The following is a 23,612-nucleotide window of genomic DNA, read 5'->3' on the forward strand; positions in this document are numbered from 1 at the left end:
CCTCATCATCTACTTTTGGTTTAGTCTTTGAGTATCCCATTAAGAAAGGTGAGTCATGAAATCATCCAAAAAGAAAAACACAACTGACAAACCAATGATCGACATTGGTATCTCGACATCAGATCGCGAAAAAATCGCAGAAGGTCTTTCTCGTCTTCTTGCCGATTCTTACACTCTTTATCTTAAAACACACAACTTCCACTGGAATGTCACAGGTCCGATGTTTCAAACATTGCACTTGATGTTTGAAGCTCAGTACACGGAGCTTGCATTGGCTGTGGACTTGATTGCAGAACGTATCCGTTCTTTAGGTGTTCCTGCTCCGGGTACCTACAAAGAATTTTCTAAGCTGACTTCAATTGAAGAACCAGACGGCGTTCCTTCAGCAAAAAAAATGATCCAACAACTTGTTGAAGGCCAAGAAGCGGTTGTAAAAACAGCGCGCTCTATTTTCCCCCGCGTAGAAAAAGCAGGGGACGAAGTCAGTGCCGATCTTTTGACTCAAAGAATGCAGCTCCATGAGAAAAACGCCTGGATGCTTCGCAGTCTTTTAGAAGAATAGTTTTAACTTCTGAAATTGTTTAAAATGAAAAACGCCGGCGATGAGTCGGCGTTTTTGTTTTATGGAAGTCTAACTACTTCGTCCGATTTATATAAGGTAAGTCGTAGTTCGGTTCTTAAATCGACGTCATAGCTGTTTTATGTCAGAGCCTCGTTTGCAAAGGCCTTCAATGATTTTCAATATTTACAAAGAAACAGAAAGGATAGACATACCATTTTTGGTATAGTATATATTTAGTATGTGGGAGGTTTTTGAAAAAGGTCTGCCGTTAAAAACATAGATAAACTCCCTCGTCAGATTCAAGAGAAGTATGAGTTCTGGAAAAATGTCATTCAAATATCAGGACCTGATGGGCTTAGAGCCTTTAAGGGGTTTAAAGATCATTCGCTCAAAGGAGAATGGCAAGGATATCGCTCTTCCTATTTAAGTGAATCGTATCGAGTTATTTATACGGTGGAACGAGATGAGGTGCGGGTTTACGTTATTGATGTAAACCATCATGATTATCGCCGACGTTAATGGAGAATAATATGTCAGATTTTGTAAAATCAAAAAGCCGAGTAGAATTAACACCAGGTACAAGTGTTCGTATCGCACGTGAAATGCTCAGCTGGTCTCAAAATGAATTAGCGGAAGCCTCAGACATTCCTCAGTCGACTATTTCTGGAATTGAATCTGGCAGAGTTCCACTTGGAGCTGAACGTGCAGAGCGTTTGGCTATAGCACTTGGAGTTCATCCCGCTGTTTTATTATTTCCCAATTGGCCTTTAACGAAGAAAATACAACCTCGTCAGATTGAAGAATTGAAGCAGCTTCGAAATAAAACTACGAAAAAGGCTGTCTAGGTTTGTACAAAAAATAGGCGATCGGTCTAGAAACCTCGTCAAGAGGGTATTTTTAGTAGTCCAAAAGTCCAGTGTTTTAGCCCCTTTGAAGTGTCTCAAAAAAAAATTGCAACTAGCCCTAAATTCTCACGATGAAACGCCGATAGGTACAAAGTGAGTCAATTAGCATTTGTTAATGTTTCAAAAGGGGAGGACTAAATGTCACGCACAGTAATGATCGTGGTGAGCGATAACCAGGAAACTATCGAGAATACAAAGAAGTACTGGGAGAACCACGATGTGACAGTTCAAGCATATTCTTCAGCGCAATGGCGTGAAGGGCTTGATAACGCATTTTTCAGACAACAACTAGTAGCAGGTGTTCCTGCGTTGATTTCCGGCTCAAGCCCAATCAACTCAGAAGCGGGTGGAAACGTAATCCAATTCCCGACGGCAACTGCAACTTCTTCCAACGTACAAAAAATGGAAGAACTTGAAGCGCAAGCTATCGAGAACGCGATCGTACAATACAAAGGAAACTTGACTGAAGCTGCAAAAGCTTTGGGTATTGGCCGTGCGACTCTTTACCGTAAAGTGAAGCAATACCACATCGATCCTTCGGCAGCTCGCAAGAAGAAAGTGGCTGCTTAATTCCCTTTTGAATTGGAATCAAAAGACCGAGTGTACAAACGCTCGGTCTTTTCATTTGTTCATTTGAAAGATCACCATGAGCCGACTTCTTGCCATTCTTCTGGCTATCTCTTGTGCCTTCGCGGCCTATCACATCACCGTACAAAGGGGATTCGTCAATCCGTATCCGGTGGTTTGTGATTTGGTGGCCGAGAAAATTTTTTTAGAAGACGAACAAGTTCGTAAATGGAAACGCACGTGCCATCGTCGCAGCCGTTTGGTGACGCCTTACTCTCCCAAAAAATTAGTGATCAAAGACATCAATAACGTATTGGGTCTGCTTAACGTTTCTCATCTCGAGGTTTATGACTCTTCGGAAGTGAAGAGCATCTGGAGAGGAGAAGCTTTAGAAACAGGAATCGAAAGCGAGTTCGTCGATAGCGAACTTGTCATTTTTAAACTCCATCCCAAATCTCCGGCAGCGATGCAAGGTCTTCGTAAAGGGGACGTGATTAAAAGTATCAACGGCGATCAGCCGAATCCCTGGGAGGCACAGACAGAGTCTGGTACTTACACCATTGAGCGCGGAAAAGAAACGCACACCTTTGATATCAAAGCGACAAACATCATACGTTCAGAGAGCGTGACGTTCGAAAAACTAAAAAACAACGCCGCCGTTATTCAGATTCCTTCTTTCCGTGCGGATTTTTTTAAAGATGAAAAAATCAAAGAACTGGAAATAAAACTGAAAGACGTTCGTCGCCTTGTTGTCGATCTTCGCGGAAACGTCGGTGGAAACTTCGTTGCGGGTCTTCGCTTTCTTTCTCTGATAATCTGTACTCCTGAAGAAGTCGGTCGCCTTATCAAACCCCGATTTGCCAAAAACAATTCAGCAGAACTTCCCAATGATCTTCGTGATGAAAAACAATTGGAAATTCTTGATCAACATCGCGAAGTGATTCTAAAAACTTTCAAACAAAATGAATGTTATCGCGGCGACGTCCGCGTGCTCGTCGATGGAAAAACATCTTCCGTGGCAGAGCTTGTGGCGCAAGCCTTGAAAGAGTTCCGCAAAGCTCCGCTCTTAGGTTCACCCAGCCGAGGCCAGCTCCTGGTGGGCGTTTGGTATCCGCTCAGTGAAGTAGGTCCAGGTGTGGAGATCTCTATTCCGGAAGCTCTCTATTTGAGTCAAAAGAAACATCGCATCGAGGGAAACGGTGTGGAGCTGGATCGCGTGCTCTATTACAATCTCTCGGAAATGCAGGCGGGGATTGATTCTTGGGTGAAAAAGGCTCTGGACTAGACTCTCGAAGACAAGATTTTTGTGATTCAAAATGAGATGATCATTTTAATACGTCAAACATCTTTTGTTCGTCTGTTAATCTCTTTTTCAGCAAGAGAGAATAGGTTAGACTTATAAACGGCACAGCCTTCGCATTGATGAATGACATACAATTGCGAGGGGTAAAAATAATGAGGAACGCACAAGTGATTGAATTTCCAAAAGCTCAGTCAGTAAGAAAAAGATTGCAGGATAAAGCTCAAGAGCAAAAAGCTATTTTGATTCTTTCTATCGCATCTGTTCTTATCATGACCGTGTTCCTTAATCAGTGGCTGGTGCAAGGTCCTGACTCTTTGACAAACGGCGGTCGCCGTAATGTCGCAAGCTTTGAACCGGCAGCTTTCGCAAAAGACGTGAAGTGGGAACACGATCTCGCAAAACGTTTAGCATCAGACAAGGCAGCTCTTTCAGCAAACCTGGCGGAAGCGCCGACTTTGCGTGATGAATTGATTTTTGGATATTTAGAAGGCAAGTACGGCATGAAGCTCGCGCAAGGTCGTATCGAAAGCCTGGAGTTCATTGACGCTCAAGCAGGTGAACATCCTATGTCGATCAATGACAAAGCCGATTTCTTAATGAAGTATTCCGAAGCCTTCGGTATGAATTACAGCGAAGTCAGCGTTGCCCAAAACGCCGCTGAAAACGAAGAGGTCTATACCTTGGTGGGTTCCGGCAAAGAAATCATCGGCAAAGCTCATTTTGTAAAAGACGAGCAAGGTCGCGTTCAAGCCATCAATTTCACACAATAGTCGCTTTAGTCTTTTCCGTCCCAAGCCGATACGATCTGTATGGTATTTCCAGATCTATCGGCTCCAGAAGTTAAGCCACAAACAAATAAGCCCGTTGCGACACCAATTGCATCTATTTCTGATCGCTTTTTAGCGCTCGTTTTGGATTTCCTCATTTTCTCTCCGGTCGTGAGTCTTCTGATCGCGGGATTGGTTCGCCAAACTAAAACATTCTTTTTGCTCAATACAAATTCGCAAGAGGGAGCCGTCGCCGCGGGGCTTGTGCTCCTAACGATTGTTTTCTTTACGACACTTCTGCAAACAGTGTTTTTGTATTATTGGCAGGCGACACCAGGGCAATTCTTTTTGCAATTGCGTGTAGTGTCTTATCCGCAAGAGCAAGCTCGCTTAAGTATCAATCAATGTTTGATTCGCGCCTTTATGTTTTGCAGCGGATTCTTTTTGATTGCGGTTCCGTTTTTGGAAATTGCAAGTCATCCACTAAGACGTGCTTTCCATGAAAGAGCTTCGGACACAATGGTCGTGACCCTTAAAAAAGTTTACGACGACGGACCTCACCCTCTGGAATCACGTTTCATCTCTTCGTGGTTGCGCATGAGTTTTCTGTTTTTACTACTCTTTGGCGTTTTGGGATTTTTTAGAACTTATCACTCTTTGCAAAGTGGCGCTTTCCGTGAAAAGGATCAAGTCGTTGCAACCTGCAAAGAAATCAAAGAGTCAGATCTTGCGGGAACTTCCCGTTTGGATGCCGCGCTTTCTTTATACCTGCTTAACGAAATTTCAGCAGAGTGCCTGGATAAAGAAGCCGAAGTCTCTTTATGGGGTGATCCGGTGAGTTCTCAGGATATGGCTTATCTTGCGAAGTTCGTAACAGCGGACGGGGAAGCTCAAGAAAAGTATTTTGAAAAAATCTGCGAAGACTCTTCATCATCAACGTGTGCGATTGCTCGCTACATGCACGAGGACGGAAAGAAAGAGGATCTTGAGGAAGCAAATGGCAAACTCTGGATTACGCAGCTTCTTTTGTCTGATGAAAAATACACGAGCCAAGACTATGCTGGCAGTTTAAAAATGGTCGAAGATCTGCAAAAGATTCCGGCGTTGAAACCGGCTCTTGAAAAGCGCTATGTACGTTTGGTGTGGGCTTTGAATGAAAACGCAGATAAATACACGCAAAAAGGCGGTCGTTTGCCTGCCAGCGCTACGGACGATTCATGGCTTGAGCGCTTTAAGGAAAGGTACGAAGTTCAATGATTCTTCCTTGTCCTGAAGACTTCCGCGATTATACACGCTTTCCATTAACGATTACGTTGGTGGTTCTGAATATTTTTATCTTCGTATTAATTTTTAGCGGCGCTTCTTCGACAATTTCTTCTTCTTCCATTTTGCAAAGGGAGGGGCTGACTTTAACGGGCCGTCTTTATTACCAATATCTGCAAAATCTTTCTTCTGAAGCTCTTTACGAAAAGCCATCCTGGATTCATGAGATCAAATCTCAAAACATCGAACAGATGGGGGTGCTGGGGGCTTATGCTCTTCGTGATGCCAGATTCTTAGAAAGTGCTGAGACGCTAAATTATAAAGGCGACGATGTGCAGATCGCCAATTGGAAAACGGACTTCGTTGAGTTTCGTAAGAAATATCAAGAGCAGTTGTTGTATCGCTTTGGTTTAAGCTCTTCAGAAAAAGGGCCGTTGGCTTGGCTCACATATCAGTTCTCTCATTCCAATTGGATTCATTTGCTATCCAATCTTGCCTTTCTGGCTTTGATTGGTGTCGCTGTCGAAGGCCTTGTTGGTAGTGGAGCGCTTTTATTTATTTACGTGCTAGGTGGTATTGCCGGAGGCGCGGGATTTCTTTTTTCTGACTCTCACGGAACGGTCCCGATGGTAGGGGCGAGTGCTTCGATCAGTGCACTTTTAGCTTTCTATTGTGTTGCCGAAACCCGAATAAGAGTTCGGTTTCTTTATTTTGTGTCTCCTATGCCCGGGCAATACGGTGCTATTTATTTGCCGACGCTTTTAATTGTGCCTTTATTTTTGGTCGTAGATTTGGCCAATTTGTGGGCAACCCCTGAGGGCTTGGGGAGTGGCGTGGCTTACGCGGCTCACCTCGGAGGAACGCTAATAGGCGCTTTGGCAGCCTTTGCTTATAGATGGAAGGCTCCTTCTTCGCTTCCAACAGCTCCGCAGATTTAGCTCTGTAATTAATATATACCCGTTGACACGAATATTACCGATAGGACACATTGTCCGCCAGAGGCTGAACATCACCCCCAACTAGAAATGGCGGACCTGAATGAAGCTAGCGAAGCTCATTAAGTCAGTGATTGTATTTACATCGTTATCTGTTTGTGTGGCCCAAGCGGCTCAACAACAAACCACTCGTGTCGTTCCCTATTACGGGGATGATTTCTACCGCGATTTGAAAGCGGGAGTTTCCAACGAAGATTTAGAAAACAGAATTAAATCTGTCTTGCGCAGTTTCCACGTGAAGCGTGCGAGCGGAAATGACTTGATCGTGAATTCTTGCATGCAAGCGCAAGGACAAGGTCGTTGTTACGCTCACACAGCGATTGGTTACAATGCTGCGAGAGTTTTTTTGATGGGGAACTATTACCTCATTAAAGACGGTAACAAAGGTTATGCGATTCGCGATGTTTATTGTGATAAAGACCGTCCCGTGAGTGATTTCCGCAGAGACTTCCCAGCACCTGGAACTATTCCTGATAATAAAGTGATTAACGTGGAGCATACATGGCCACAAAGTCACTTCACAAGAAGATTCCCGGACGAAGTGCAAAAGTCAGATCTTCATCACTTGTTTCCAACAGATTCACAAATCAATGCGATTCGCGGCAACAACATGTTCGGTGAAGTTTCTCATGATTTGATGGAGCTAAAATGCCCGGCGTCTCGTTTCGGTTTGGGTTCCGGTGGCTCTGATGAAGTTTTCGAACCGCCTCAAGATCATAAAGGAAATGTCGCTCGTGCGCTTTTCTATTTCTCTGTTCGTTACGATATGCCGATCAACCAGCTTGAAGAGGTCATCCTTCGCAAGTGGAACAAAGAAGATCCTGTCGATGCCGAAGAAATGAAAAGAAACGAAGAGATCTTCAAAGCTCAAGGTAACAGAAATCCATTCATCGATTTCCCAGAGCTTGCGGATCGTATCGCTGATTTCTAATTTCTGTTTTACATAATTAATTAGTTTTTGTTTAAAGCCTGCTGCGTAAGCGGGCTTTTTTTATCTTGAGTTCGTATTTACGAGTTAAAAACGTGCTTTTCTTGAAAATCTTAAAAAATCTGTAATAAGCCGCTTGCCATCGTGTTTTTGTTATGCTGCAATCATTTTTACGGGAGGGGTGATACCAAGGAAGGTATAGGGGAGCATGATGTTCTCACCTCTATTTTTAGATTATTGAGACCCACAGTGGAAACACTGTGGGTTTTTCTCTTTTGGGCGTTCTACTTTGCTTTTTCTGTTTTGCAACTAGGGTGGATGGCTTGGCCTGACCACTTGCCGTCGCTGCATGTGATGGTGTCGGAGATGCAGATTTCTCCCACAGGCACCGTTGGACTAAGATAACCTGTCGCTTTGCCGCCATCAGGAATAAATCCCAGCGGAGTCTCGCAACCTTTTCTTTCAATTTCAGTCACGGGATTTGTTTCAGCAGGCACAGCTTTGACGGCCGTGGGAGCGGCCCCACGATAAACTCTTTCTCCTTCACTCGGAGGCGGGGCTGCTTTAGGCAGAGTAGCTTCATCGGAATTTACGGTTGATGAGGTAGGTTGGCTTGAGCAACCGGCGATCAAAATCATGGTGATAAACAAGATTTTTTTCATAACCTTAGTTTCGGAAAACCAACTGTGTATTTCAAGTAAGATCTGGTTTTCCCTGAATTATTCGGTCTCGGGTCGAGCAATCTGTCTCAGATTGAGGCTCGCTGTTTGTAGTTAATATAAATTGCTTTAAGTTTATAAATGAATTTCCGATTTGTTAGGCATGAAAAATCTAATATTGTTGATTCTGTCTATGGCGGTCATCGCGTGCTCTAAAGAAGAAATCACTTTGCCATCTGCTGGTCAATTCGAGGGTGGAACTTGGTATGCAGATTGTTTTTCCAAAGATGGAGCTTATCAAAAACGCACAGCCAAGTTCGATGGCGGTTCTTACTCTCACTCAATGACAATTTATAGCGACGCTTCTTGTTCTGTTCAGCAAATAGAGACTGGAGAAACGGGGACTTATGTTATTGGTGGCCCAATATCAGAAGGTTCTCATTCTATAAAGTTGGATCTCACTATTGGGGCGCTTACCGTTAAACCTCTTAATACAACTGTGGAGGAAGTAACCTTCCTACCGTGGGTACAACTTACTATGATATCTACATGATCTATCCAATCACTCTGCCAGATGTGCCTGGTTATCCAGGCACAGGAAGTAAAGAAGGTGAAATGAGTTTTGGATATAACGACGCAACTTATGACGGATCTACACCTGATAAACGTCCGACGGCAGTGACTTCTCCGAATTATCATCGGTGAGGTGAACGATTAAAAAACAAAAGCCAGCTCATCGAGCTGGCTTTTCATTTCGAAAATCGAATTTTCTAAAAAACTATTCTTCCGCTGGAGCGAAACCGCGACGAAGAGTATTTTCAGTCACTGCTGCTGGTTCCATGTATTGTTTGATGTAATCAGGGCCGCCGGTTTTTGAACCGATGCCTGACATTTTAAACCCACCAAATGGATGACGATCGACCATGGCACCTGTGATACCACGGTTGATATACAAATTACCCACTTCGAATTCTTCTTTCACGCGAGCGATGTTTGCAGGGGAGCGAGAGAACACGCCACCTGTCAATGCATACTCTGTGCTATTCGCGATTTCCAAAGCGTGATCCAAGTTTTTCGCGCGGATCACAGCTACAACTGGGCCGAAGATTTCTTGTTGAGCCAGTTTTGAATCACCTGGAACATCACCAAAGATTGTTGGCGGAACGAAGAAGCCGTTTGTTGGCGCTTGGCCTTTGAACAACAGCTTATTCGTTTTTTCTGTCTCAGCAATCGTATTCAGAATACGTTCATAAGCTTCTTTATCAACAACCGGTCCCATGTAAGCTTTTGGATTTTCAGCAGACATGACTTCGATAGATCTTGCTGCTTCCACCAAACGATCTGTGAAACGATCGTAAACTTCATCAAGAACGATCACGCGGCTTGCCGCAGAACATTTCTGGCCAGAGAAACCAAACGCCGAGTAAAGAACTCCATCCACCGCTTCATCAAGATCCGCATCGTTATCGATGATCACGGCGTTTTTGCCGCCCATTTCGATAATGCATCTTTTCACGTGTTGTTGTCCTGGTTGAACAACAGAAGCGCGATTTAGGATGTGCAAGCCGACTGCTTTAGAACCTGTGAAGGCAATTGTTGTCGTGTATTTGTGGTTCACAATGTATTCACCAACTTCTTCGCCGAATCCAGGAAGGAAGTTGATCACACCTGCTGGGAAGCCAGCTTCTTGAACCATCTTCATCAGGCCCCAAGCAACCACGGAAGATTGCTCTGCAGGTTTCATCACAACAGTGTTTCCTGTTACAGCCGCTGCCGTCACCATGCCTGCAAGGATCGCCAGAGGGAAGTTCCAAGGAGCGATCACCGCCACAACACCGCGAGGTTTGTAGATGTAGTGAGAAAGTTCACCAGGAAGGCCACCCACGCGAAGTGGTTTTTGAAGATTGCGCATATCGCGAGCGTAGTAACGACAGAAGTCGATCGCTTCACAGATATCACCATCAGCTTCCGCCCATGGTTTACCCACTTCAAGAACTTGAGTTGCGATTAATTTGAAACGATCACGAACCATGATGTCAGCGAGTTTATCAACAAGAGCTGCGCGTTCTTCCGCAGGAACATTTTTCCAAGTTTTGAAAGCGGTTTGAGCCGCTTGCATAGCTTGTTCAGCTTGCTCCACATTCGCCATGCTGATCTTACCGACAACTTGTGAGCTTTCAGATGGGTTCACGCGGTCAAAGATTTTCTCAGAACGAATTTCTTTGTTGTTGATCATCAAAGGCACATTCACTGGAAGAGCGGCACGAGCCTCCGCCAATGCTTTCAACATTTTTTCGCGATCCGCTTTCACTGCGAAATCCAAAAGAGGTTCGTTATAGAACTTGCCTGGTTTTTTTGGAATCACAGGAGACGTTGGAGTCAAACCTTGCGCTGGGTCTTTTAACAGCTCAGCTGTGGTTTTGTTATCCGCGAATTTTCCACGAAGCCAAGATTCATTCGAAGAGTTTTCAAGCAAACGACGAACAAGATACGCCATGCCTGGGATGAGTTCTCCGACAGGAGCGTATTCACGCATGCGGTAACCCATGTCGACCAAAGTTTTCTTGATCGGCTCAGCCATTCCGTAAAGCATTTGGAATTCCAAAGCTTCTTTCGGGATGTTTAATTTTTCTGCGTAAACCATGCACGCTGCGATTGTTCTTACGTTGTGAGACGCAAAAGCAGGGCGGATGTACTTGATATTTTCAAGGAAGTATTTTGCGCACAATTCGTAGTTTGCATCTGATTCTGCTTTGTTTGTGTAAACAGGAACAGGCCAGCCACGTTGTTCAGCCTCGATAGTTTCGTAATCCCAGTAGGCTCCTTTTACAAGACGAACCCAGAACGGAGTGCCGCGAGTTTTTGCAAACTCAGTCAACATCTTGACGTCTTCAAAAGAATCGCGAAGGTAAGCTTGGATCACAACGCCAAAGAATTTATAATTTTTAAATTCAGGTTCGTTGATAAGTTCTGTGAACACTTCCAAAGTCAAATGTTTGACAGAGTATTGTTCCATATCCAGATTGATGAAGACACCTTTTTGCATTCCAAGACGGAACACAGGACGCATACGATCTTTCAGGATTTTCTTAGTTTCATCCCAAGCAAGATCTTTGATTTGCGAGTAAAGCGCTGTCATTTTCACGGACACGTTTACTTTTGGCAGCGCACCTTCATGATCGCGATCGATTTGCGGAACTTCGTCCCACTTCTCAGCATCTTTAGCGAGCCAGTTTACAAGCTCCACGTATTTGTTTGTGTACTCTTGAGCTTCTTTCTCTGACAAAATCGCTTCACCCAAAATGTCGACTGTGAAAGTCATTTTGTTTTTGCGCGCTTTTTTCAAAACGGGAAGAGCTTCATCAGGATTTTCACCTGTGATGAACATTTGCGCCATGCCGACGACATTCTTTTTGATGGCACTCGCCATCAAGCCCGGAGCCAAGGAACCTAAGCCAAGACCGACGTTGAAAACCGGAGGAAGTTTTCCACCGTCTTCAGCAAAATATTCTTTCAAGTGACGAGCGACTTCATCACCGGAGTTGATGGAAGGAAGAACGTCCACGAAGCGGAACATGTTCGTTTTGAATTTTTCGTTTTTCATACTCCATTCCATGATGGAGCCATACCAGAAATCTTTAGAAAAAATGGAAGCCTTTGATTGGCTTTCCATGCGCTTCATAATCTCTTCGCCACGGGCGACGATTTGCGATTGGATGTCGTTCATATTTTTACCTCAAATGAGAGGCCGCATATTCGCTCTGCTAGGGAGAAAACTCAAGGACTTTGCTGGACTAAAGAGGGTGTGTAAAAACGGAATAACGATAAGCGTCAATTGGTGTGATTTAAGCCTAAAAAAGAATTAAATCACTTTCCAAGAATGCTTCGCCTTCGAGACGATCTCGGCTTCCAAAACATCGCCCTTTTTAAAAGGGCCGACCCCCGACGGGGTGCCCGTTAAAAGCAGATCGCCGGGCATCACCGGAAAGTGAAGGCGCACGAAATCCAAAAGCTGCTCCAGAGAGAATATCATTTGGGCGGTGTTGCCATGTTGGCGAACGTCGCCGTTAATTTTTAAAATAATCTCTAAGTTTTTTAACTCATCCAAGTCGTTCACTGGAAAAAAGCCAGAGAGCGGGCAGGAGTCTTTAAAACTTTTTGCCAAGGTCCAAGGATGTCCTTTGGACTTCAATTGATTTTGTTTGGCTCTGTCCGTGATATCAATAGCGATGCAGGCTTCATCAATTTGCAAATTGTCGTTAAAGCGAAGTGCGAGTTCCACTTCGTGATGAAGTTCATTCGTCCATGAGGGCATGTGAATTTCTTTCGCAGCGATGGAAGAAGTGCTTCCGGCTTTTAAAAAGATCATGGGTTCAGTCGGAACTTCATTGCCAAGTTCTTTGGCGTGCTCAGCGTAATTGCGGCCCACGGCCCAAATATTTTGAATCATAAAAGCACCTTTTTAAATTCAATGAATTCGTAAATTCCGTCTTTGTTCACATCAAAGCCGATGTACTGACAAGGACTCCAATGAGAAAATTCTGAATCCGAAAGATCTTTGTCGCTGGGAACAATGCTCATCGCTTCGACGACAAGATCATAGTGACTGCAAAGAAAAATCACGGCGTCTTTGTGTTCAGCGGCACTCTCAAACAGCTTTTCAATACGTGAGCGAAAATCAGTTAGTTTTTCATCGCTTTGTTGTTCAAGCAGGGACGTATTGATTTGCAAAGGCAAACTAAAATGCTGAGAGAGCGGACGAAACGTGCTGTGCGTGCGCTTTTTCGGAGAAACCCATAATTCTGTCGGCTTCGGCAATTCGTTTTTGAGCACCTTGTCGAGAACCTTCGAGGCCTGAGCGTGGCCCTCGGCGGTCAAATCAGGATCGCCGGAAAAGTCCATGGCTTTTTGTGCATGTCTAAAGAGATAGATCTTCATGATTTGGGTTCTCTCTGCTTGAAATTAACAGCCTGCTTTGTTACTTTGCGAAAGTAGTTTTCCATAGAGTGCAGGAGTTTGTCATGAGTAAAGAGCGTGTTCATCGTTTTGTTTCCAAAGATTTGACGGTGCGAATTGCCGCAGTGAACGCGACTGAAGTTGTTAAACATATGCAAGGTCTGCAAAATACATATCCTTTGGCGACGGTGGCCGTAGGACGCAGCATGGTAGGCGCTTTGCTGATGGCCGCGCAATTGAAAGACGGTCAAATGGTGGGCTTGCTCTTTAGGGGAAACGGCGCTTTGCAAAGCGTTTATGCGGAGGCTTCTTTCAATGGCCAGGTTCGTGGCTACACTCCGAATCCGCAGTATCAACCACCGAATTACGACAATGGTCTAAGCCTTAAAGAGGCGATCGGAAACGGCACCTTGAGTGTCGCTCGCCATCAACCTTTCCAAAAGCAACCGTTTCACGGAACGGTGGAGTTGGTGAGTGGTGAAATCGGGCAGGACATTGCTCACTATCTTCATCAGTCTCATCAAATCCGTTCGTTGGTGTCTTTAGGTGTTTACCTTGATACCTACGGAAAAGTTCAAGCCGCTGGCGGTGTTTTGATTGAAGTGATGCCGGGAGTTTCAGAAGCTGTTGTTGAGATGATTCAGCAAAACTATGAAGACTGGAAACCAAACATTTCACAAATGTTGCTCGATGGAGCTCAGCCTGTTGATTTGGTAAAACCATTTATGGCGGGCATTGATTTTACGGAAGTGGAACACAATCAAGAGATTGAATACTTCTGCCCATGTACAAAAGAGCGTGTTGTGCGCGCTCTTGAAACATTAGGCGAAGAAGAACTTCAAGATATGATCAATAAAAACGAAACGGCGGATGTTACTTGCCAAATCTGCGGTCGTCCTTACACAGTGACGATCCCTGAAATCCAAGATATCAAAGATCGTTTGCATAAAGAATCGCTTCACTAGAATTCGCTATCGAACATTCCAATGATGGCTTTTTGCCAGAAATGCACCTTTTGCTTTTCCGTGATCGGACGGGAAAGCTTGAGGTAGCTATTATAAATACTCGTCATTTTCTTCGTGAAAGCCGGGCTGTAAATCAAAGCGCCGTTTTCCATGTCATGAATGAAACTGCGCTTGTTTAAATTCACAGAACCAATGAAAGACATCTCATCATCAATCATCACAAGTTTTGAGTGCAGGATGATTTTAGGTTCGATGTATTCATAAATCTTGATTGAGTCTTTAAATTTATTCACGCCGTCTTTATTAACGGCACCTAAAATAAAGTCAGCCGTGTCACCTTCTAAATCCAAGCGTGTGATCAGCGTGATTTTTACGCCACGGTCAGCAGCGTTCTTTAAAGCTTCACCGACTTTTTTAAGAGGGCGGAAGTACGGCGTTGAAATCAAAATCTTTTTCGAAGCATGATTGATCAATTCCGCGTAATAGTCTTCAAGGTTGCGATTGTCTTTAAAAGGAATCGAAACATAGTGTCTGATCAGTGGGTGAGTGTCGGCATCAGCGAAGTATTGCGGATCAGGACGAGCGCTCGATGTGCTTTGTGCTGTTGTGGGACGCACATTGAACGTATCAGAGTCTTGCATCCAAAGAGCGTAATACTGAACGGCGAGCTTTTCTGCAAACGTCTTTGATTTAATTAAAAATTCAAAGTCGCGCCAGTGAACGAAAGACTCTTCACCTTTAGAGTAGTTCACTAAAGAAGGAAAACTTGTGAAGTTCGGTGCTGCCCTAAATAAGAAACCATCGTGAATATTACGTCCGCCAAGAACCACGCGGTTGGCCGAAGGGTCTGTCGAAGAAAGAGTGAGGAAGATTTTCACGTGATTTGTACGGTGAAACTCATGAAGCTTGCCACCACTTCTTGCGGCATTATCATAGCGATATTGAACGACCTTGATGTTGCCGTTCTCAGAAGCCATTTTTTCAAACATCGCTTGGTCTTTTTTAAGTGTAATAACATCTGAAATAAGAACACGCACTTGGGCGCCGTGATCGGCATGGTATTTCAGTAATCGCGCCAAAACGTTGCCGTAGAAATCACTGCGATAAACTAAATAAGAAACGAAAATCGCATCAAGTTTTGGCGCTTTGGACATATCCAAAGGCAGGAAGGGATTTTTCTCTGTAAGAAACTTCTGCGGCAGTCGTTGTCCCAAAAGCATTTCTACTTTGGCTTGCAATCCCTCTTCAGGATCTTCCAAAGTTGTTAAAGAGTCTGCGCTCAGAGGACAATTCATACTGGTGAAATTGGAGTTTAAGAAAAACTGCTGCGGTTTTGTAAGGCCTGCCGCCGAAGGAAACACGCAAGCTTCATAAGTGCGCGCGAGATTTTGCAAATACCCCAGCTTTTCTTTTTCCGTTTTTAGTTGGAATGTGTACTCTTTGCTTGTATCACCCCAAGGATTTTTGAACATCACATCGCAGCTTTTCACTTCCGCAGAAGGACGGAAGCGAACCTTTTGTCCATTGAGCTTGGCATCGTACCAGCTAAATTTCGCACTTTGGAAAGCACCATATTGGTCCGCCTTAAAGAGTCCTGTTTTTAGTGCAAAGGGACCATCACAGAGAATGCGTGCTTCAAAATATTTTTGCGCATCTCTTTGTTCATCATCATTACGTGTAACCGAAGAGCCCGCACGGGAATAAGTCTCATGACGTAAAAGAAGTTCGTAGCTTCCCGCATTGACGTTACCCATAGAAAAGAAACGAGGCTGGCCTGTGCCTTTGATGTAATAAGAAAGATCGCCTAAAGTCAGTTCTTCCTCTTTCACGCCCCATGTGGAGTGCATAGTGCTTGAGAAAGTGCGGGGAGTATCGCCATGGGCTGATTTTGCTGTGTAAGAGGAGGATTGTTCTTGGAAAACTTTCTTTTGCTCTTGAAGTTTTTGAACGGATTTAGAAAGAGAATCTTCCTTCTCGCGATCTTGCGCCTTTTGCGCACGCATCAGTTGATCTTCTTGGAGTTGCAGGTTCACTTCAGAGTCATAAAGTCTTACCAATGAAAGAGGCATGCTGTTGTCGATCAAGGAAGCAGGTTCCCTCTGAAACGTCTGACAAGAGCATAATAGAATCATTGGCAGAATGAGGGCAAAACCGGAATTTCTAAACATACATTCCTCCAGGAGTTCTCATCGGAATTTGCCCGAACTATTTTAGGCACTGTCAAAACTTTAGACACCCTGGACAGGGTTGTGGTGTCAATGGGCTAGGAGTGGGGTTTGCTTATTCTAAGGGTATGAATATATTCCGTTTTAAAACCTCTAAATCGATTCCCTTGATGTGGGTGTCACTCTTTTTAGGAATCAGTGCGATCGTTGCGATCCTAAGCTTTTCCTATGAGGTTTACACGGCGAAGTCTTCTGTTGAGCAATACGTCGGTATTTGGGAAGACGACATCGCCCAAGCTAAGATTTTTCAAGGCGACCAAACGCTGCAAAATAAAATTTTAAAACAGCTTAAAGAAGTTCATGCGGCTGTGGGAGCTACCGAAGTTCAAAATCCGGAAAAGCTTCAGTGTGTGTTTTCAACAGATGTTCCGATTACTTACAACTCTTTGCCATCGGGAAGCATGAGAGTTTGCTTTAACACTGTAGATTTGGCCGTGAAGGCGTTGCTGTCGCCGCTCTTTATGTTGGGAATTCTTTTAGGAATGATTTTCCTTGGTGTCGGTGTTCGTCGTGAATTCTTAAATCAATTGCACGAACAAAAACTTGAAGCTGAATTGGCTTTGAATAAAGAAATTGCCACGATCTCTCGCCAAGTGGCGCACGATATTCGCGGCCCGTTGATGGCGCTCACAACGCTGAGCCAGCTTTCTCATGAAATGGGTTCTGACAAGAAAGAATTATTGGATCTCGCTGTGGCTCGTATTCGTGGTATTGCGGAAGACCTTTTAACCAAAGGTAAAAAAGAAAAGAAAGAAGATGTCGTTGTCGTGAAGGACGCGGGTTCGGATCTTTCTAATTTGATGGAATCGTTGCTCAAAGAATATCGTTTTTCTCATCCTAAAGTGGACTTTACTTGGCATAAGCATATTCACTCGGAAAAAGCAGCAGTAAGCTTAGAATCAATTAAAATTCAAAGGGTCGTCAGTAATTTAATTAATAATTCCCTCGAAGCATTGCCGGAAAAAGAAGCTTCCATCAATATGACTTTGATGGAAAGACAAGAGCATTGGTTGTTGCAAATCATGGATAACGGCTGCGGGATTCCCGAAGAGATTTTACCTCGGTTGATGGAAGAGGGAGTCAGTCACGGCAAAGAAAACGGCCACGGCCTAGGCCTTTTTGACGCTCGTAAAACATTGCAATCCATCGGTGGAGAACTTCAAATCCGTTCCCGCGTCGGTGTCGGAACCCAAGTCGTTCTATTATTCCCGAAAAATTTAGAATCCGTTGCGCAGATTTCTTAGTTTAGAATTTCGAAGAAATCCAAATTATTGATCAAGCTTAATGCCCAAGACATTCTCAATAGTTTTTTCGTAGACGTCTTTTTTGCGCGCTTTAGCTGGGGTCGTTTCTTTTTTGCGAATCGTCCCAGATTCTTTCGGGAAAGAGACATAAAGATCGCGCTCATTATTTTTTGCCAGAAGCTCAAACTTATATTCAGTATCTTTGCAAATAGCCGTGAGGGAAACAGGGAGCTTCAACTCTTTAGAAGGGGTGATTTGAAGTTCACTGACATTCAAAGTCGTGATTTTGATTTTTAAATCTTTCTCTGCGGGATTTTCAATGTTTTCAATTGCGCAAGGAAACGTGACGAGCGTCGGTGTCTGGGCTTCTACACGAATTTGCGGAGTGAACGAAAATACCTGAGGCGAAGAGGAAAAAGTCATCTCTTGCACCAAAAGACCCCAAGGGTTTTCAAGTGTGCGTTCGGCATTTTGTAGTTTTAATTTTGAGGTGACATAAAGTTCGTTCTTTTGCAGTTCGCCTTTTTGTTGAGTTTCCTGATGAACTTGCAGGTAGGTGCCGGCCTCATAAGAGCCGTCGTCAAATTTCTTTAAACTTTTAAGCTGTCCTAGTTGAGAAAGATTCTTTTGTTGAATTTTTTCTCTGAGACGACTTACTTCGCGAACCCGCTCTTCGCTAAGTTTGGGTGCCATCAAGAATGCCAACGATGTTTGTGATTGCCAGAAGTTGTTAGAGTCATAGTTATAAAAACGATCCAAATACTGGCGAAGAAAAGTCATCTTCTCCATTTCACCAAGCTGGATGTTTTGCAGAGATTCTTTTCCTGCTTCCATGCTGATCGCAACAACACGGGGATTGCTTTTCAGTTTCCAATAGAGGTAACTGACAACAGATCCCCAGATGATACTAACAATCAGAAGCGCAGAAAGAATCTTAGTTTTCATCAGTCGTTCTTTTCAATTGGTAATATTTCAATCACGCGGTCACGGTGTGATTTTTTATTGGGACCTTCATCAACCCATTGATCCACTTTGTATAGTTTGATGCGGGCTCTGCCTTTTTGGAAATATTTTTTATCAGCAGGGCCAATGGTTTCTTTTTCTAAAACAGAAGGGCCGTTTTGGAAGAAATCAAGTTGAGCTTTCATCTTCTCGTTTTCAAGCTTCATCACTTCAAGATCTTTTTCATCATTAAAATAATAATTCGCAGCCACGGCCGTCACAACGCCGATAATTCCGCCCCAATAAAGGGCATGCAGTTCGGGACGTTCATCGCTGGGAGCTGTTCCGGCTCCGATCGCAGCACCGACACCGACGCCGACGGCGGTTGCTGCCAAACGGCTTTTTTGGTTGGTCGCACACGCTGAAACAAAGAAGCACAATCCAAGAAGCAAAATCTGTAATTTCATATAGACAATTCTAGGTTTAAAACAAGAGTCTTGCAAACTCTTACTTCATCATATGTTGGTACATCGGGAGATACATATCTTCGGAGGGATCGACTTCCAACTCGGAACGTTCAGGAAAATCCGTAAACTCGACAGGAGCATTTTGAATGATCGCCAAAGGACATTTTTCTGCGGCTTCGCCCATCATTAAAACGGCAGCGGCAGCTAGACTGTCTGTGAGATTGATTTTCGTCATCTTAAGAGGTCTGCCAAAAATATCCTTCTGCCCAATCATATTGCGCAGAGGATGAAAGCCCGCATAAGACAATGAAACTCCAACGACACCCAAACGCAAAGGTCCAGTGCGAGAGTCTGTTAGAATGATTCCTAACTCGCTAAGTCCCAAACGTTTCATCAAAGCTTGGCGTATTCTTTCGGCCGAGACATAGGGATCTTTCGGATAAACGATATAGTCCCCACTTTCGGAATTCGATTCATCAATTCCTGCAGCGGCAACTAAAAGTCCGTGTTTGATTGTCAGACTCACGCCAAAACCGATTTCACCCAAATAGTGATCGGCTTCACGACGGATCAAATCTTTTTTGTCGATACTCGATAGCGGAACTAGGCAGCCCTCGTCGATACTTACGATCTTAGACGTAATAGCTAAGATCGCTTTTTCATGAAGTAAAGAAACATCCACGTGCTTTAAGATGAACTCCACCAAATCATCACCTTGGCGAAACACAGAAGTTTGAATCGGGGAGATCATCATTGATTTCGTCACAAAAAACTATCCTAACTTTTGAATGATCGCATCTGTGAAAGAAACTGTTGTTCCTTTACCACCCAAGTCACCAGTGCGAGCATTCACATCTGACAACGCTGCCACTAAAGCTTTCATGATCGCGTCGGCTTTCGCATTTTCACCAATATGTTGAAGCATCATTACAGCAGACTGCAATAACGCTGTTGGATTTGCCTTGTTTTGGCCTGCGATATCAGGAGCAGATCCGTGAACCGCTTCAAAGATCGCAGCCTTTTCGCCAATGTTAGCGCCAGGAACCACTCCCAAACCACCAACAAGGCCTGCGCAAAGATCACTTAAAATATCTCCGTAAAGATTTTCAGTCACGATCACGTCAAACTGTTGCGGCCTCGTTACAAGCTGCATGCAAGCGTTATCGACGATCACATCTTTTGTTGTGATGTTAGGATATTGCCAACCGACTTCTTGTGCGACTTTCAAAAACAAACCGTCAGACATTTTCATGATATTGGCTTTATGAACAATCGCCACACGTGGCTTTCCAGTTTTTTGCGCAAGATCAAAAGCATAACGAGCAATGCGCTCAGAACCCTTGCGAGTGATGCGTTTGATACTCTCGGCCGTATCTTCATCGACCATGCGCTCAATACCTGCATAAAGGTCTTCGGTGTTTTCACGCACGATCGTCAAATCCACGTCGTTACAAACGCATTGCACGCCTGGCAAAGAACGAACGGGGCGGACGTTGGCGTAAAGATCGAATTTCTGTCTCATTGTAACGTTGATGGATTTGTGACCACCGCCGACGGGAGTTGTTGTAGGACCTTTGATTGCCAATTTTGTTTTATTGATAGAATCACACGTCGCTTGCGGAAGAAGATCTCCCAAAGTGTGCAGCGCGACTTCGCCGGCTTGATGTTCTTCGTATTCAAAGGGAGCTTTTACGTGTTTCAGTACGCGGATCACCTGAGTCATGATCTCAGGACCAATTCCATCACCAGGAATTACAGTCAGTTTCGTCATTACAAAGACCTTTCTATTGATGACTTATTTTTAGCACGCGCGCGCTGGTAGGGGGAGCTTTTCTTGCTCCTTACCAGGGAAGGTGGGATGTGGTGAATGGCTTTAGGGCTCTCTAGGTTTCCCCGAGTGGGGCTGGAGCCGGAGTGTCTCATTTCGAGACTTGCTTATCTCTTAGAGCAAGCGCTGGGCCAGCTCCTTCGGGTTCCTTTTGCACCACACTTTGCGGCGAGGGGGTGTTGGGATCTTTGACACCTCTAAAGCCTAAAAAAATCCAGCACTTAAGGCTTTTTTCGGAGGCTGTCTGTTCTTGAGACACCGACTTTTAAACGAATGCTCTTTTTCAAGCACTCTGACGGCTAACACTAAATGCTTAGTGATTTTGGAGGTTTAGGTGGTGGTATCGCGACTCCAGCGGATGGCGCTTTCTTTGTATTTGAAGAAAGACAGTGGAGGTCGCTCTCATGTGGAAGTGGCTAGGGACCGCGTTGGTTCTTATTATAGCATTAACAATTCAAGCCTGTGCGCCGAAGGCTCAAGACGATTGCGGATTCGTGCAAAACGTCTATGGCGAGCGCATTTCTTGGAAGAGCGATGTCCCAGTGACAATGCAGATTCACTCCTCTGTTCCTGACTCTATGGTTCCAGCGATTCTTTCTGCGGCAGAGACGTGGGAAAGAACAGCGGGTCGCAAACTTTTTAATATCGTCCAATACCCTCGTTATTCAGGTCCGATCAATCCACACAAAGACGGTGTGAATGTTATCTATTTAATGAACACGTGGGAAGACAACCGTGGCTCTGAGCAAGGGCGCACGAGTGTCTATTGGATTGGTGATCTTATTAAGGAAGCGGACATTCGCTTGAATGGCGCTGATTTCGGATTCTACTGGAACAATCAAACGCTGACTCGCGCGGCGAAAATGGATCGCGCCAATTCTGCTCCCGTAAACATTGAAGCTTTGGTGCTTCATGAAATGGGACATGTACTAGGTTTAAAGCATAAAGATGGACAGGGTTCGGTTATGGCGACGTATTTAGCGAGCGGAGACGATCGCGTGCACCTCGCAGGAACCGATCAAACGGCCTTGCAGTGCGAATACTAAGGCGCTCAGCATTGTAAAATGTCCATGTAAGTTTATTTAAGTTGTTGGAATCGAAAAAAGCTAACTAGACTTTTAATTCTGCGCCGACAGAAAGGCGAAGGAGAACCAAATGAGAGTGATCAATTTAGATAAGAACACACAAGCTGAAGCAACGGTTGAGTCTTATTTGGGTTCTTTTTCCGAAGCGTCTCCTGTGACTCATAAGTCTTATCATGAACTCGCAGAAACTCCTGTTGTTGAAGTCGATGCGTTGGCGCAACTTCAATCCAATATCGAAATGCTCAGCGATCTTCAATCACGTCTTTCATTTGTGATGAGAGAAGTGCGCTATCTCATGAAAGTGTAAGTCCTTTATCCGAGCAACGCTTTCCACCTCAGGTGGAAATGTGAGTAATTCCCTACTTGTGTTAGATGACAGCTCCGTAATATCCCTATTTAATCGGGATATGGGAACAAATCTCGGAGAATTCCGAAAATACATTCAGCTTCACTTTGAAAAGTGGGGACTTACGAAAGCGGAATGCGAGATTGGCATTCTCATCCTGCGTGGTTACAGTCTTCGCGAAATCGCCGAACAAAGAGGAACATCAGAGACGACAACTCGTCAGCAAGCTCTGAGCCTTTATAAAAAAGCCTCGCTAGAGGGGCGTCACCAATTGTCGGCTTTCTTCATTGAACATCTTTTATCTGCAAGCGGAAGTGAAACTACGCCTTGCGATCAAAACGATTCAGATTCCCTTTAGGGATGTGATACACGACCCAGTCACCATCGCGCTCGCGAGTCATGCCTTCTGTAATAACAGGTTTTTCAAAAGGAAATTCTTCACGGAAAGTTTGAAAGTTGGAACTGCTTACAATCTTTCCGTCGTCTTCCACTTTATCTTTGAAAGAGCGTTGGCCCGTGATAGTCGCACGATCTTTTTGGATCGTGACTTTCACATTGTCTTTTTCATGTTCAGGAACAAAAGCTTTTAAAACGTAAAAATCAGGGTTTTCACGCATGAAGCTGCCGCGATCTTCGACCTTGTAGAAGGGATCGTTGCCTTTGTTGTCGTATTTTTCAGCGGCCTTCACGAAATCCTTACGTGTCTCCGCAAGCTCACGCACATAACGTTGCTTTTGAATATCTAAAGACTCACGTTGAGCGTCTTCATTTTTTGCATAGAGATTTTGAAAACGTTCATTCTGAGTCTTCAGCTGGTTTTCATTAGCAACTTTAGAGTGGATCAAACGATCTGCGTACTGCTGATTCAAGCGCTGCTCTTTAGAATCCCACTGCTTCTGTTGTTGTTCGTAGCGGCGGGCCGAGTTGTCTTGCAGGCGAGTGATTTTGTTTTCTTGGATTTCTTGCTCACGAGTTAGAGCGCCATCACCTTTGGCTTGCAGTTGCGCGTATTCTTTTTCATTGCGCGCACGAAGACGTTCTTGCGCGTTTCTTCCGCGCTCGACTTCATTTGTGATCGACATGTCGTTTTGTTCGCGCTGGTGTTCTAAACGTTTCTGACTGAACTCGTTCATCTGAGTCATGTCTTTATTGTATTTTTGTTTGGCGTTGCGAAGGTCTTCCGCACTTTTTTCGCGAACCTGGTCCACACGAGCTTGCGAGCTGTTTTCGATCTCTTGCACTTTTTGACGAGCATCCGCTTGCGCCGCTGCGACTTGTTGTTGGCGTTTATCGCGCGTGCTGATTAATTTTTCGTCGTAAGTTTTTTGCATCGCCTGCGTGCGAGCATTGTAGTTGTCGCTGAGGCGCTGTCTTTCGGCAGAAGCTTCTTCAGCCATTTCCCTTTGACGGTTGCGAATGTGATTTACGGCGGCTTCGTTTTGTTCCGAGATCGCTGTTTTTTTATCGTCGTAGTATTCTTTAAGATCAGAAATCTCCGCTTCGTTTTTACGAGCGATGTCTTTCTTTTTGCGTGAGTATTCGGCTTGAAGGTCATTCAAGTCCGCTTGCTGGGATTTGCGCGTAGAATTGTCTATCGACGACATG

At 44.4% G+C, this 23,612-nt stretch carries 26 protein-coding genes; 16 read left to right on the top strand and 10 right to left on the bottom strand.

Features of this window, described 5'->3' with window-relative positions; all coding sequences use genetic code 11:
• Nucleotides 1–55 precede the first annotated feature (55 nt).
• From AAAA78_RS05665 to AAAA78_RS05700, 9 genes are all read left to right on the top strand, one after another.
• Nucleotides 56–562: a Dps family protein gene (locus tag AAAA78_RS05665; protein ID WP_340590816.1), complete on the top strand. Its 507-nt coding sequence runs from the start codon at nt 56–58 to the stop codon at nt 560–562.
• 297 nt (nt 563–859) lie between these two features.
• Nucleotides 860–1,081: a type II toxin-antitoxin system mRNA interferase toxin, RelE/StbE family gene (locus AAAA78_RS19680; RefSeq protein ID WP_445291996.1), complete on the top strand. Its 222-nt coding sequence runs from the start codon at nt 860–862 to the stop codon at nt 1,079–1,081.
• A gap of 11 nt (nt 1,082–1,092) precedes the next feature.
• Nucleotides 1,093–1,407, top strand: a complete 315-nt coding sequence (locus AAAA78_RS05670; protein ID WP_340590817.1) for a helix-turn-helix domain-containing protein — start codon at nt 1,093–1,095, stop codon at nt 1,405–1,407.
• A 198-nt stretch (nt 1,408–1,605) separates the two neighbouring features.
• Nucleotides 1,606–2,037: a helix-turn-helix domain-containing protein gene (locus tag AAAA78_RS05675; RefSeq protein ID WP_340590818.1), complete on the top strand. Its 432-nt coding sequence runs from the start codon at nt 1,606–1,608 to the stop codon at nt 2,035–2,037.
• Nucleotides 2,038–2,113: 76 nt separating this feature from the next.
• Complete coding sequence (locus AAAA78_RS05680; protein ID WP_340590819.1) at nt 2,114–3,319, top strand: S41 family peptidase; 1,206 nt, start codon at nt 2,114–2,116, stop codon at nt 3,317–3,319.
• A 170-nt stretch (nt 3,320–3,489) separates the two neighbouring features.
• Nucleotides 3,490–4,107: a hypothetical protein gene (locus AAAA78_RS05685; RefSeq protein ID WP_340590820.1), complete on the top strand. Its 618-nt coding sequence runs from the start codon at nt 3,490–3,492 to the stop codon at nt 4,105–4,107.
• Between the two features lie 39 nt (nt 4,108–4,146).
• On the top strand, nt 4,147–5,361 hold the full coding sequence (locus tag AAAA78_RS05690) for an RDD family protein (RefSeq protein ID WP_340590821.1): 1,215 nt from the start codon (nt 4,147–4,149) through the stop codon (nt 5,359–5,361).
• Complete coding sequence (locus AAAA78_RS05695) at nt 5,358–6,305, top strand: rhomboid family intramembrane serine protease (RefSeq protein ID WP_340590822.1); 948 nt, start codon at nt 5,358–5,360, stop codon at nt 6,303–6,305. Before AAAA78_RS05690 ends, AAAA78_RS05695 begins: the two co-directional genes overlap by 4 nt.
• 100 nt (nt 6,306–6,405) lie before the next feature.
• Entirely contained in the window at nt 6,406–7,293 is an 888-nt protein-coding gene (locus tag AAAA78_RS05700) for an endonuclease I family protein (RefSeq protein WP_340590823.1), read from the top strand.
• A gap of 281 nt (nt 7,294–7,574) precedes the next feature.
• Here the strand turns inward: AAAA78_RS05700 and AAAA78_RS05705 are convergent, their stop codons facing one another.
• Nucleotides 7,575–7,952 carry a hypothetical protein gene (locus tag AAAA78_RS05705; RefSeq protein ID WP_340590824.1) on the bottom strand — a complete coding sequence of 126 codons (378 nt, stop codon included), beginning with the start codon at nt 7,950–7,952 and terminating at the stop codon, nt 7,575–7,577.
• Nucleotides 7,953–8,112: 160 nt separating this feature from the next.
• Between AAAA78_RS05705 and AAAA78_RS05710 the strand changes: the two genes are divergently transcribed.
• The gene (locus tag AAAA78_RS05710) at nt 8,113–8,502 is read left to right on the top strand and encodes a hypothetical protein (protein ID WP_340590825.1); all 390 of its coding nucleotides are present in this window, start codon (nt 8,113–8,115) and stop codon (nt 8,500–8,502) included.
• On the top strand, nt 8,499–8,654 hold the full coding sequence (locus tag AAAA78_RS05715) for a hypothetical protein (RefSeq protein ID WP_340590826.1): 156 nt from the start codon (nt 8,499–8,501) through the stop codon (nt 8,652–8,654). The genes AAAA78_RS05710 and AAAA78_RS05715 overlap by 4 nt, the downstream gene beginning before the upstream one ends.
• 73 nt (nt 8,655–8,727) lie before the next feature.
• Here AAAA78_RS05715 and pruA read toward each other — a convergent pair whose 3' ends face one another.
• The 3 genes from pruA to AAAA78_RS05730 all read right to left on the bottom strand — a co-directional run bounded on the left by pruA (nt 8,728) and on the right by AAAA78_RS05730 (nt 12,887).
• Nucleotides 8,728–11,676 (bottom strand): L-glutamate gamma-semialdehyde dehydrogenase, encoded by a 2,949-nt coding sequence (pruA, locus tag AAAA78_RS05720; RefSeq protein WP_340590827.1) that lies wholly within the window; start codon nt 11,674–11,676, stop codon nt 8,728–8,730.
• 135 nt (nt 11,677–11,811) lie between these two features.
• A complete protein-coding gene (locus AAAA78_RS05725) occupies nt 11,812–12,399 on the bottom strand; it encodes a fumarylacetoacetate hydrolase family protein (protein ID WP_340590828.1) in 588 nt (195 codons plus the stop codon).
• Nucleotides 12,396–12,887, bottom strand: coding sequence for a SixA phosphatase family protein (locus AAAA78_RS05730; protein ID WP_340590829.1), 492 nt, complete (start codon nt 12,885–12,887; stop codon nt 12,396–12,398). The genes AAAA78_RS05725 and AAAA78_RS05730 overlap by 4 nt, the downstream gene beginning before the upstream one ends.
• Before the next feature lie 83 nt (nt 12,888–12,970).
• On the opposite strand from AAAA78_RS05730, the gene AAAA78_RS05735 reads away from it, so the two are divergent.
• A complete protein-coding gene (locus tag AAAA78_RS05735; protein ID WP_340590830.1) occupies nt 12,971–13,870 on the top strand; it encodes an Hsp33 family molecular chaperone HslO in 900 nt (299 codons plus the stop codon).
• On the opposite strand, the gene AAAA78_RS05740 is transcribed toward AAAA78_RS05735, so the two are convergent.
• Entirely contained in the window at nt 13,867–16,038 is a 2,172-nt protein-coding gene (locus AAAA78_RS05740; protein WP_340590831.1) for a phospholipase D-like domain-containing protein, read from the bottom strand. The two genes, AAAA78_RS05735 and AAAA78_RS05740, sit on opposite strands and share 4 nt — an antisense overlap.
• A 125-nt stretch (nt 16,039–16,163) precedes the next feature.
• Here AAAA78_RS05740 and AAAA78_RS05745 point away from each other — a divergent pair, with 125 nt between their 5' ends.
• Nucleotides 16,164–17,339: a sensor histidine kinase gene (locus tag AAAA78_RS05745; RefSeq protein WP_340590832.1), complete on the top strand. Its 1,176-nt coding sequence runs from the start codon at nt 16,164–16,166 to the stop codon at nt 17,337–17,339.
• A gap of 24 nt (nt 17,340–17,363) precedes the next feature.
• Here AAAA78_RS05745 and AAAA78_RS05750 read toward each other — a convergent pair whose 3' ends face one another.
• From AAAA78_RS05750 to AAAA78_RS05765, 4 genes are read right to left on the bottom strand one after another with little or no spacing between them, the layout of a single operon-like run.
• The gene (locus tag AAAA78_RS05750; RefSeq protein WP_340590833.1) at nt 17,364–18,284 is read right to left on the bottom strand and encodes a hypothetical protein; all 921 of its coding nucleotides are present in this window, start codon (nt 18,282–18,284) and stop codon (nt 17,364–17,366) included.
• Nucleotides 18,284–18,748: a hypothetical protein gene (locus AAAA78_RS05755; RefSeq protein ID WP_340590834.1), complete on the bottom strand. Its 465-nt coding sequence runs from the start codon at nt 18,746–18,748 to the stop codon at nt 18,284–18,286. The genes AAAA78_RS05750 and AAAA78_RS05755 overlap by 1 nt, the downstream gene beginning before the upstream one ends.
• Nucleotides 18,749–18,788: 40 nt before the next feature.
• The gene (locus AAAA78_RS05760; RefSeq protein WP_340590835.1) at nt 18,789–19,514 is read right to left on the bottom strand and encodes a coenzyme F420-0:L-glutamate ligase; all 726 of its coding nucleotides are present in this window, start codon (nt 19,512–19,514) and stop codon (nt 18,789–18,791) included.
• Nucleotides 19,515–19,520: 6 nt separating this feature from the next.
• The gene (locus tag AAAA78_RS05765; protein ID WP_340590836.1) at nt 19,521–20,519 is read right to left on the bottom strand and encodes an isocitrate/isopropylmalate dehydrogenase family protein; all 999 of its coding nucleotides are present in this window, start codon (nt 20,517–20,519) and stop codon (nt 19,521–19,523) included.
• Between the two features lie 461 nt (nt 20,520–20,980).
• Here AAAA78_RS05765 and AAAA78_RS05770 point away from each other — a divergent pair, with 461 nt between their 5' ends.
• From AAAA78_RS05770 to AAAA78_RS05780, 3 genes are all read left to right on the top strand, one after another.
• Nucleotides 20,981–21,622, top strand: a complete 642-nt coding sequence (locus AAAA78_RS05770; protein WP_340590837.1) for a matrixin family metalloprotease — start codon at nt 20,981–20,983, stop codon at nt 21,620–21,622.
• 109 nt (nt 21,623–21,731) lie between these two features.
• Nucleotides 21,732–21,968, top strand: a complete 237-nt coding sequence (locus AAAA78_RS05775; protein WP_340590838.1) for a hypothetical protein — start codon at nt 21,732–21,734, stop codon at nt 21,966–21,968.
• Between the two features lie 100 nt (nt 21,969–22,068).
• Nucleotides 22,069–22,365, top strand: coding sequence for a helix-turn-helix transcriptional regulator (locus tag AAAA78_RS05780; protein WP_295900289.1), 297 nt, complete (start codon nt 22,069–22,071; stop codon nt 22,363–22,365).
• Here the strand turns inward: AAAA78_RS05780 and AAAA78_RS05785 are convergent.
• Complete coding sequence (locus AAAA78_RS05785) at nt 22,328–23,611, bottom strand: Hsp20/alpha crystallin family protein (RefSeq protein ID WP_340590839.1); 1,284 nt, start codon at nt 23,609–23,611, stop codon at nt 22,328–22,330. The genes AAAA78_RS05780 and AAAA78_RS05785 overlap by 38 nt on opposite strands.
• Nucleotide 23,612 lies beyond the last annotated feature (1 nt).

The organism is Bdellovibrio sp. BCCA (assembly GCF_037996825.1).
Taxonomy (GTDB): domain Bacteria; phylum Bdellovibrionota; class Bdellovibrionia; order Bdellovibrionales; family Bdellovibrionaceae; genus Bdellovibrio.

Coding starts and splice junctions, on each gene's coding strand:
- AAAA78_RS05665 (WP_340590816.1), top strand. CDS start 56: ATGAAATCATCCAAAAAGAAAAACACAACTGACAAACCAATGATCGAC.
- AAAA78_RS05670 (WP_340590817.1), top strand. CDS start 1,093: ATGTCAGATTTTGTAAAATCAAAAAGCCGAGTAGAATTAACACCAGGT.
- AAAA78_RS05675 (WP_340590818.1), top strand. CDS start 1,606: ATGTCACGCACAGTAATGATCGTGGTGAGCGATAACCAGGAAACTATC.
- AAAA78_RS05680 (WP_340590819.1), top strand. CDS start 2,114: ATGAGCCGACTTCTTGCCATTCTTCTGGCTATCTCTTGTGCCTTCGCG.
- AAAA78_RS05685 (WP_340590820.1), top strand. CDS start 3,490: ATGAGGAACGCACAAGTGATTGAATTTCCAAAAGCTCAGTCAGTAAGA.
- AAAA78_RS05690 (WP_340590821.1), top strand. CDS start 4,147: ATGGTATTTCCAGATCTATCGGCTCCAGAAGTTAAGCCACAAACAAAT.
- AAAA78_RS05695 (WP_340590822.1), top strand. CDS start 5,358: ATGATTCTTCCTTGTCCTGAAGACTTCCGCGATTATACACGCTTTCCA.
- AAAA78_RS05700 (WP_340590823.1), top strand. CDS start 6,406: ATGAAGCTAGCGAAGCTCATTAAGTCAGTGATTGTATTTACATCGTTA.
- AAAA78_RS05705 (WP_340590824.1), bottom strand. CDS start 7,952: ATGAAAAAAATCTTGTTTATCACCATGATTTTGATCGCCGGTTGCTCA.
- AAAA78_RS05710 (WP_340590825.1), top strand. CDS start 8,113: ATGAAAAATCTAATATTGTTGATTCTGTCTATGGCGGTCATCGCGTGC.
- AAAA78_RS05715 (WP_340590826.1), top strand. CDS start 8,499: ATGATCTATCCAATCACTCTGCCAGATGTGCCTGGTTATCCAGGCACA.
- pruA (WP_340590827.1), bottom strand. CDS start 11,676: ATGAACGACATCCAATCGCAAATCGTCGCCCGTGGCGAAGAGATTATG.
- AAAA78_RS05725 (WP_340590828.1), bottom strand. CDS start 12,399: ATGATTCAAAATATTTGGGCCGTGGGCCGCAATTACGCTGAGCACGCC.
- AAAA78_RS05730 (WP_340590829.1), bottom strand. CDS start 12,887: ATGAAGATCTATCTCTTTAGACATGCACAAAAAGCCATGGACTTTTCC.
- AAAA78_RS05735 (WP_340590830.1), top strand. CDS start 12,971: ATGAGTAAAGAGCGTGTTCATCGTTTTGTTTCCAAAGATTTGACGGTG.
- AAAA78_RS05740 (WP_340590831.1), bottom strand. CDS start 16,038: ATGTTTAGAAATTCCGGTTTTGCCCTCATTCTGCCAATGATTCTATTA.
- AAAA78_RS05745 (WP_340590832.1), top strand. CDS start 16,164: ATGAATATATTCCGTTTTAAAACCTCTAAATCGATTCCCTTGATGTGG.
- AAAA78_RS05750 (WP_340590833.1), bottom strand. CDS start 18,284: ATGAAAACTAAGATTCTTTCTGCGCTTCTGATTGTTAGTATCATCTGG.
- AAAA78_RS05755 (WP_340590834.1), bottom strand. CDS start 18,748: ATGAAATTACAGATTTTGCTTCTTGGATTGTGCTTCTTTGTTTCAGCG.
- AAAA78_RS05765 (WP_340590836.1), bottom strand. CDS start 20,519: ATGACGAAACTGACTGTAATTCCTGGTGATGGAATTGGTCCTGAGATC.
- AAAA78_RS05770 (WP_340590837.1), top strand. CDS start 20,981: ATGTGGAAGTGGCTAGGGACCGCGTTGGTTCTTATTATAGCATTAACA.
- AAAA78_RS05775 (WP_340590838.1), top strand. CDS start 21,732: ATGAGAGTGATCAATTTAGATAAGAACACACAAGCTGAAGCAACGGTT.
- AAAA78_RS05780 (WP_295900289.1), top strand. CDS start 22,069: ATGGGAACAAATCTCGGAGAATTCCGAAAATACATTCAGCTTCACTTT.
- AAAA78_RS05785 (WP_340590839.1), bottom strand. CDS start 23,611: ATGTCGTCGATAGACAATTCTACGCGCAAATCCCAGCAAGCGGACTTG.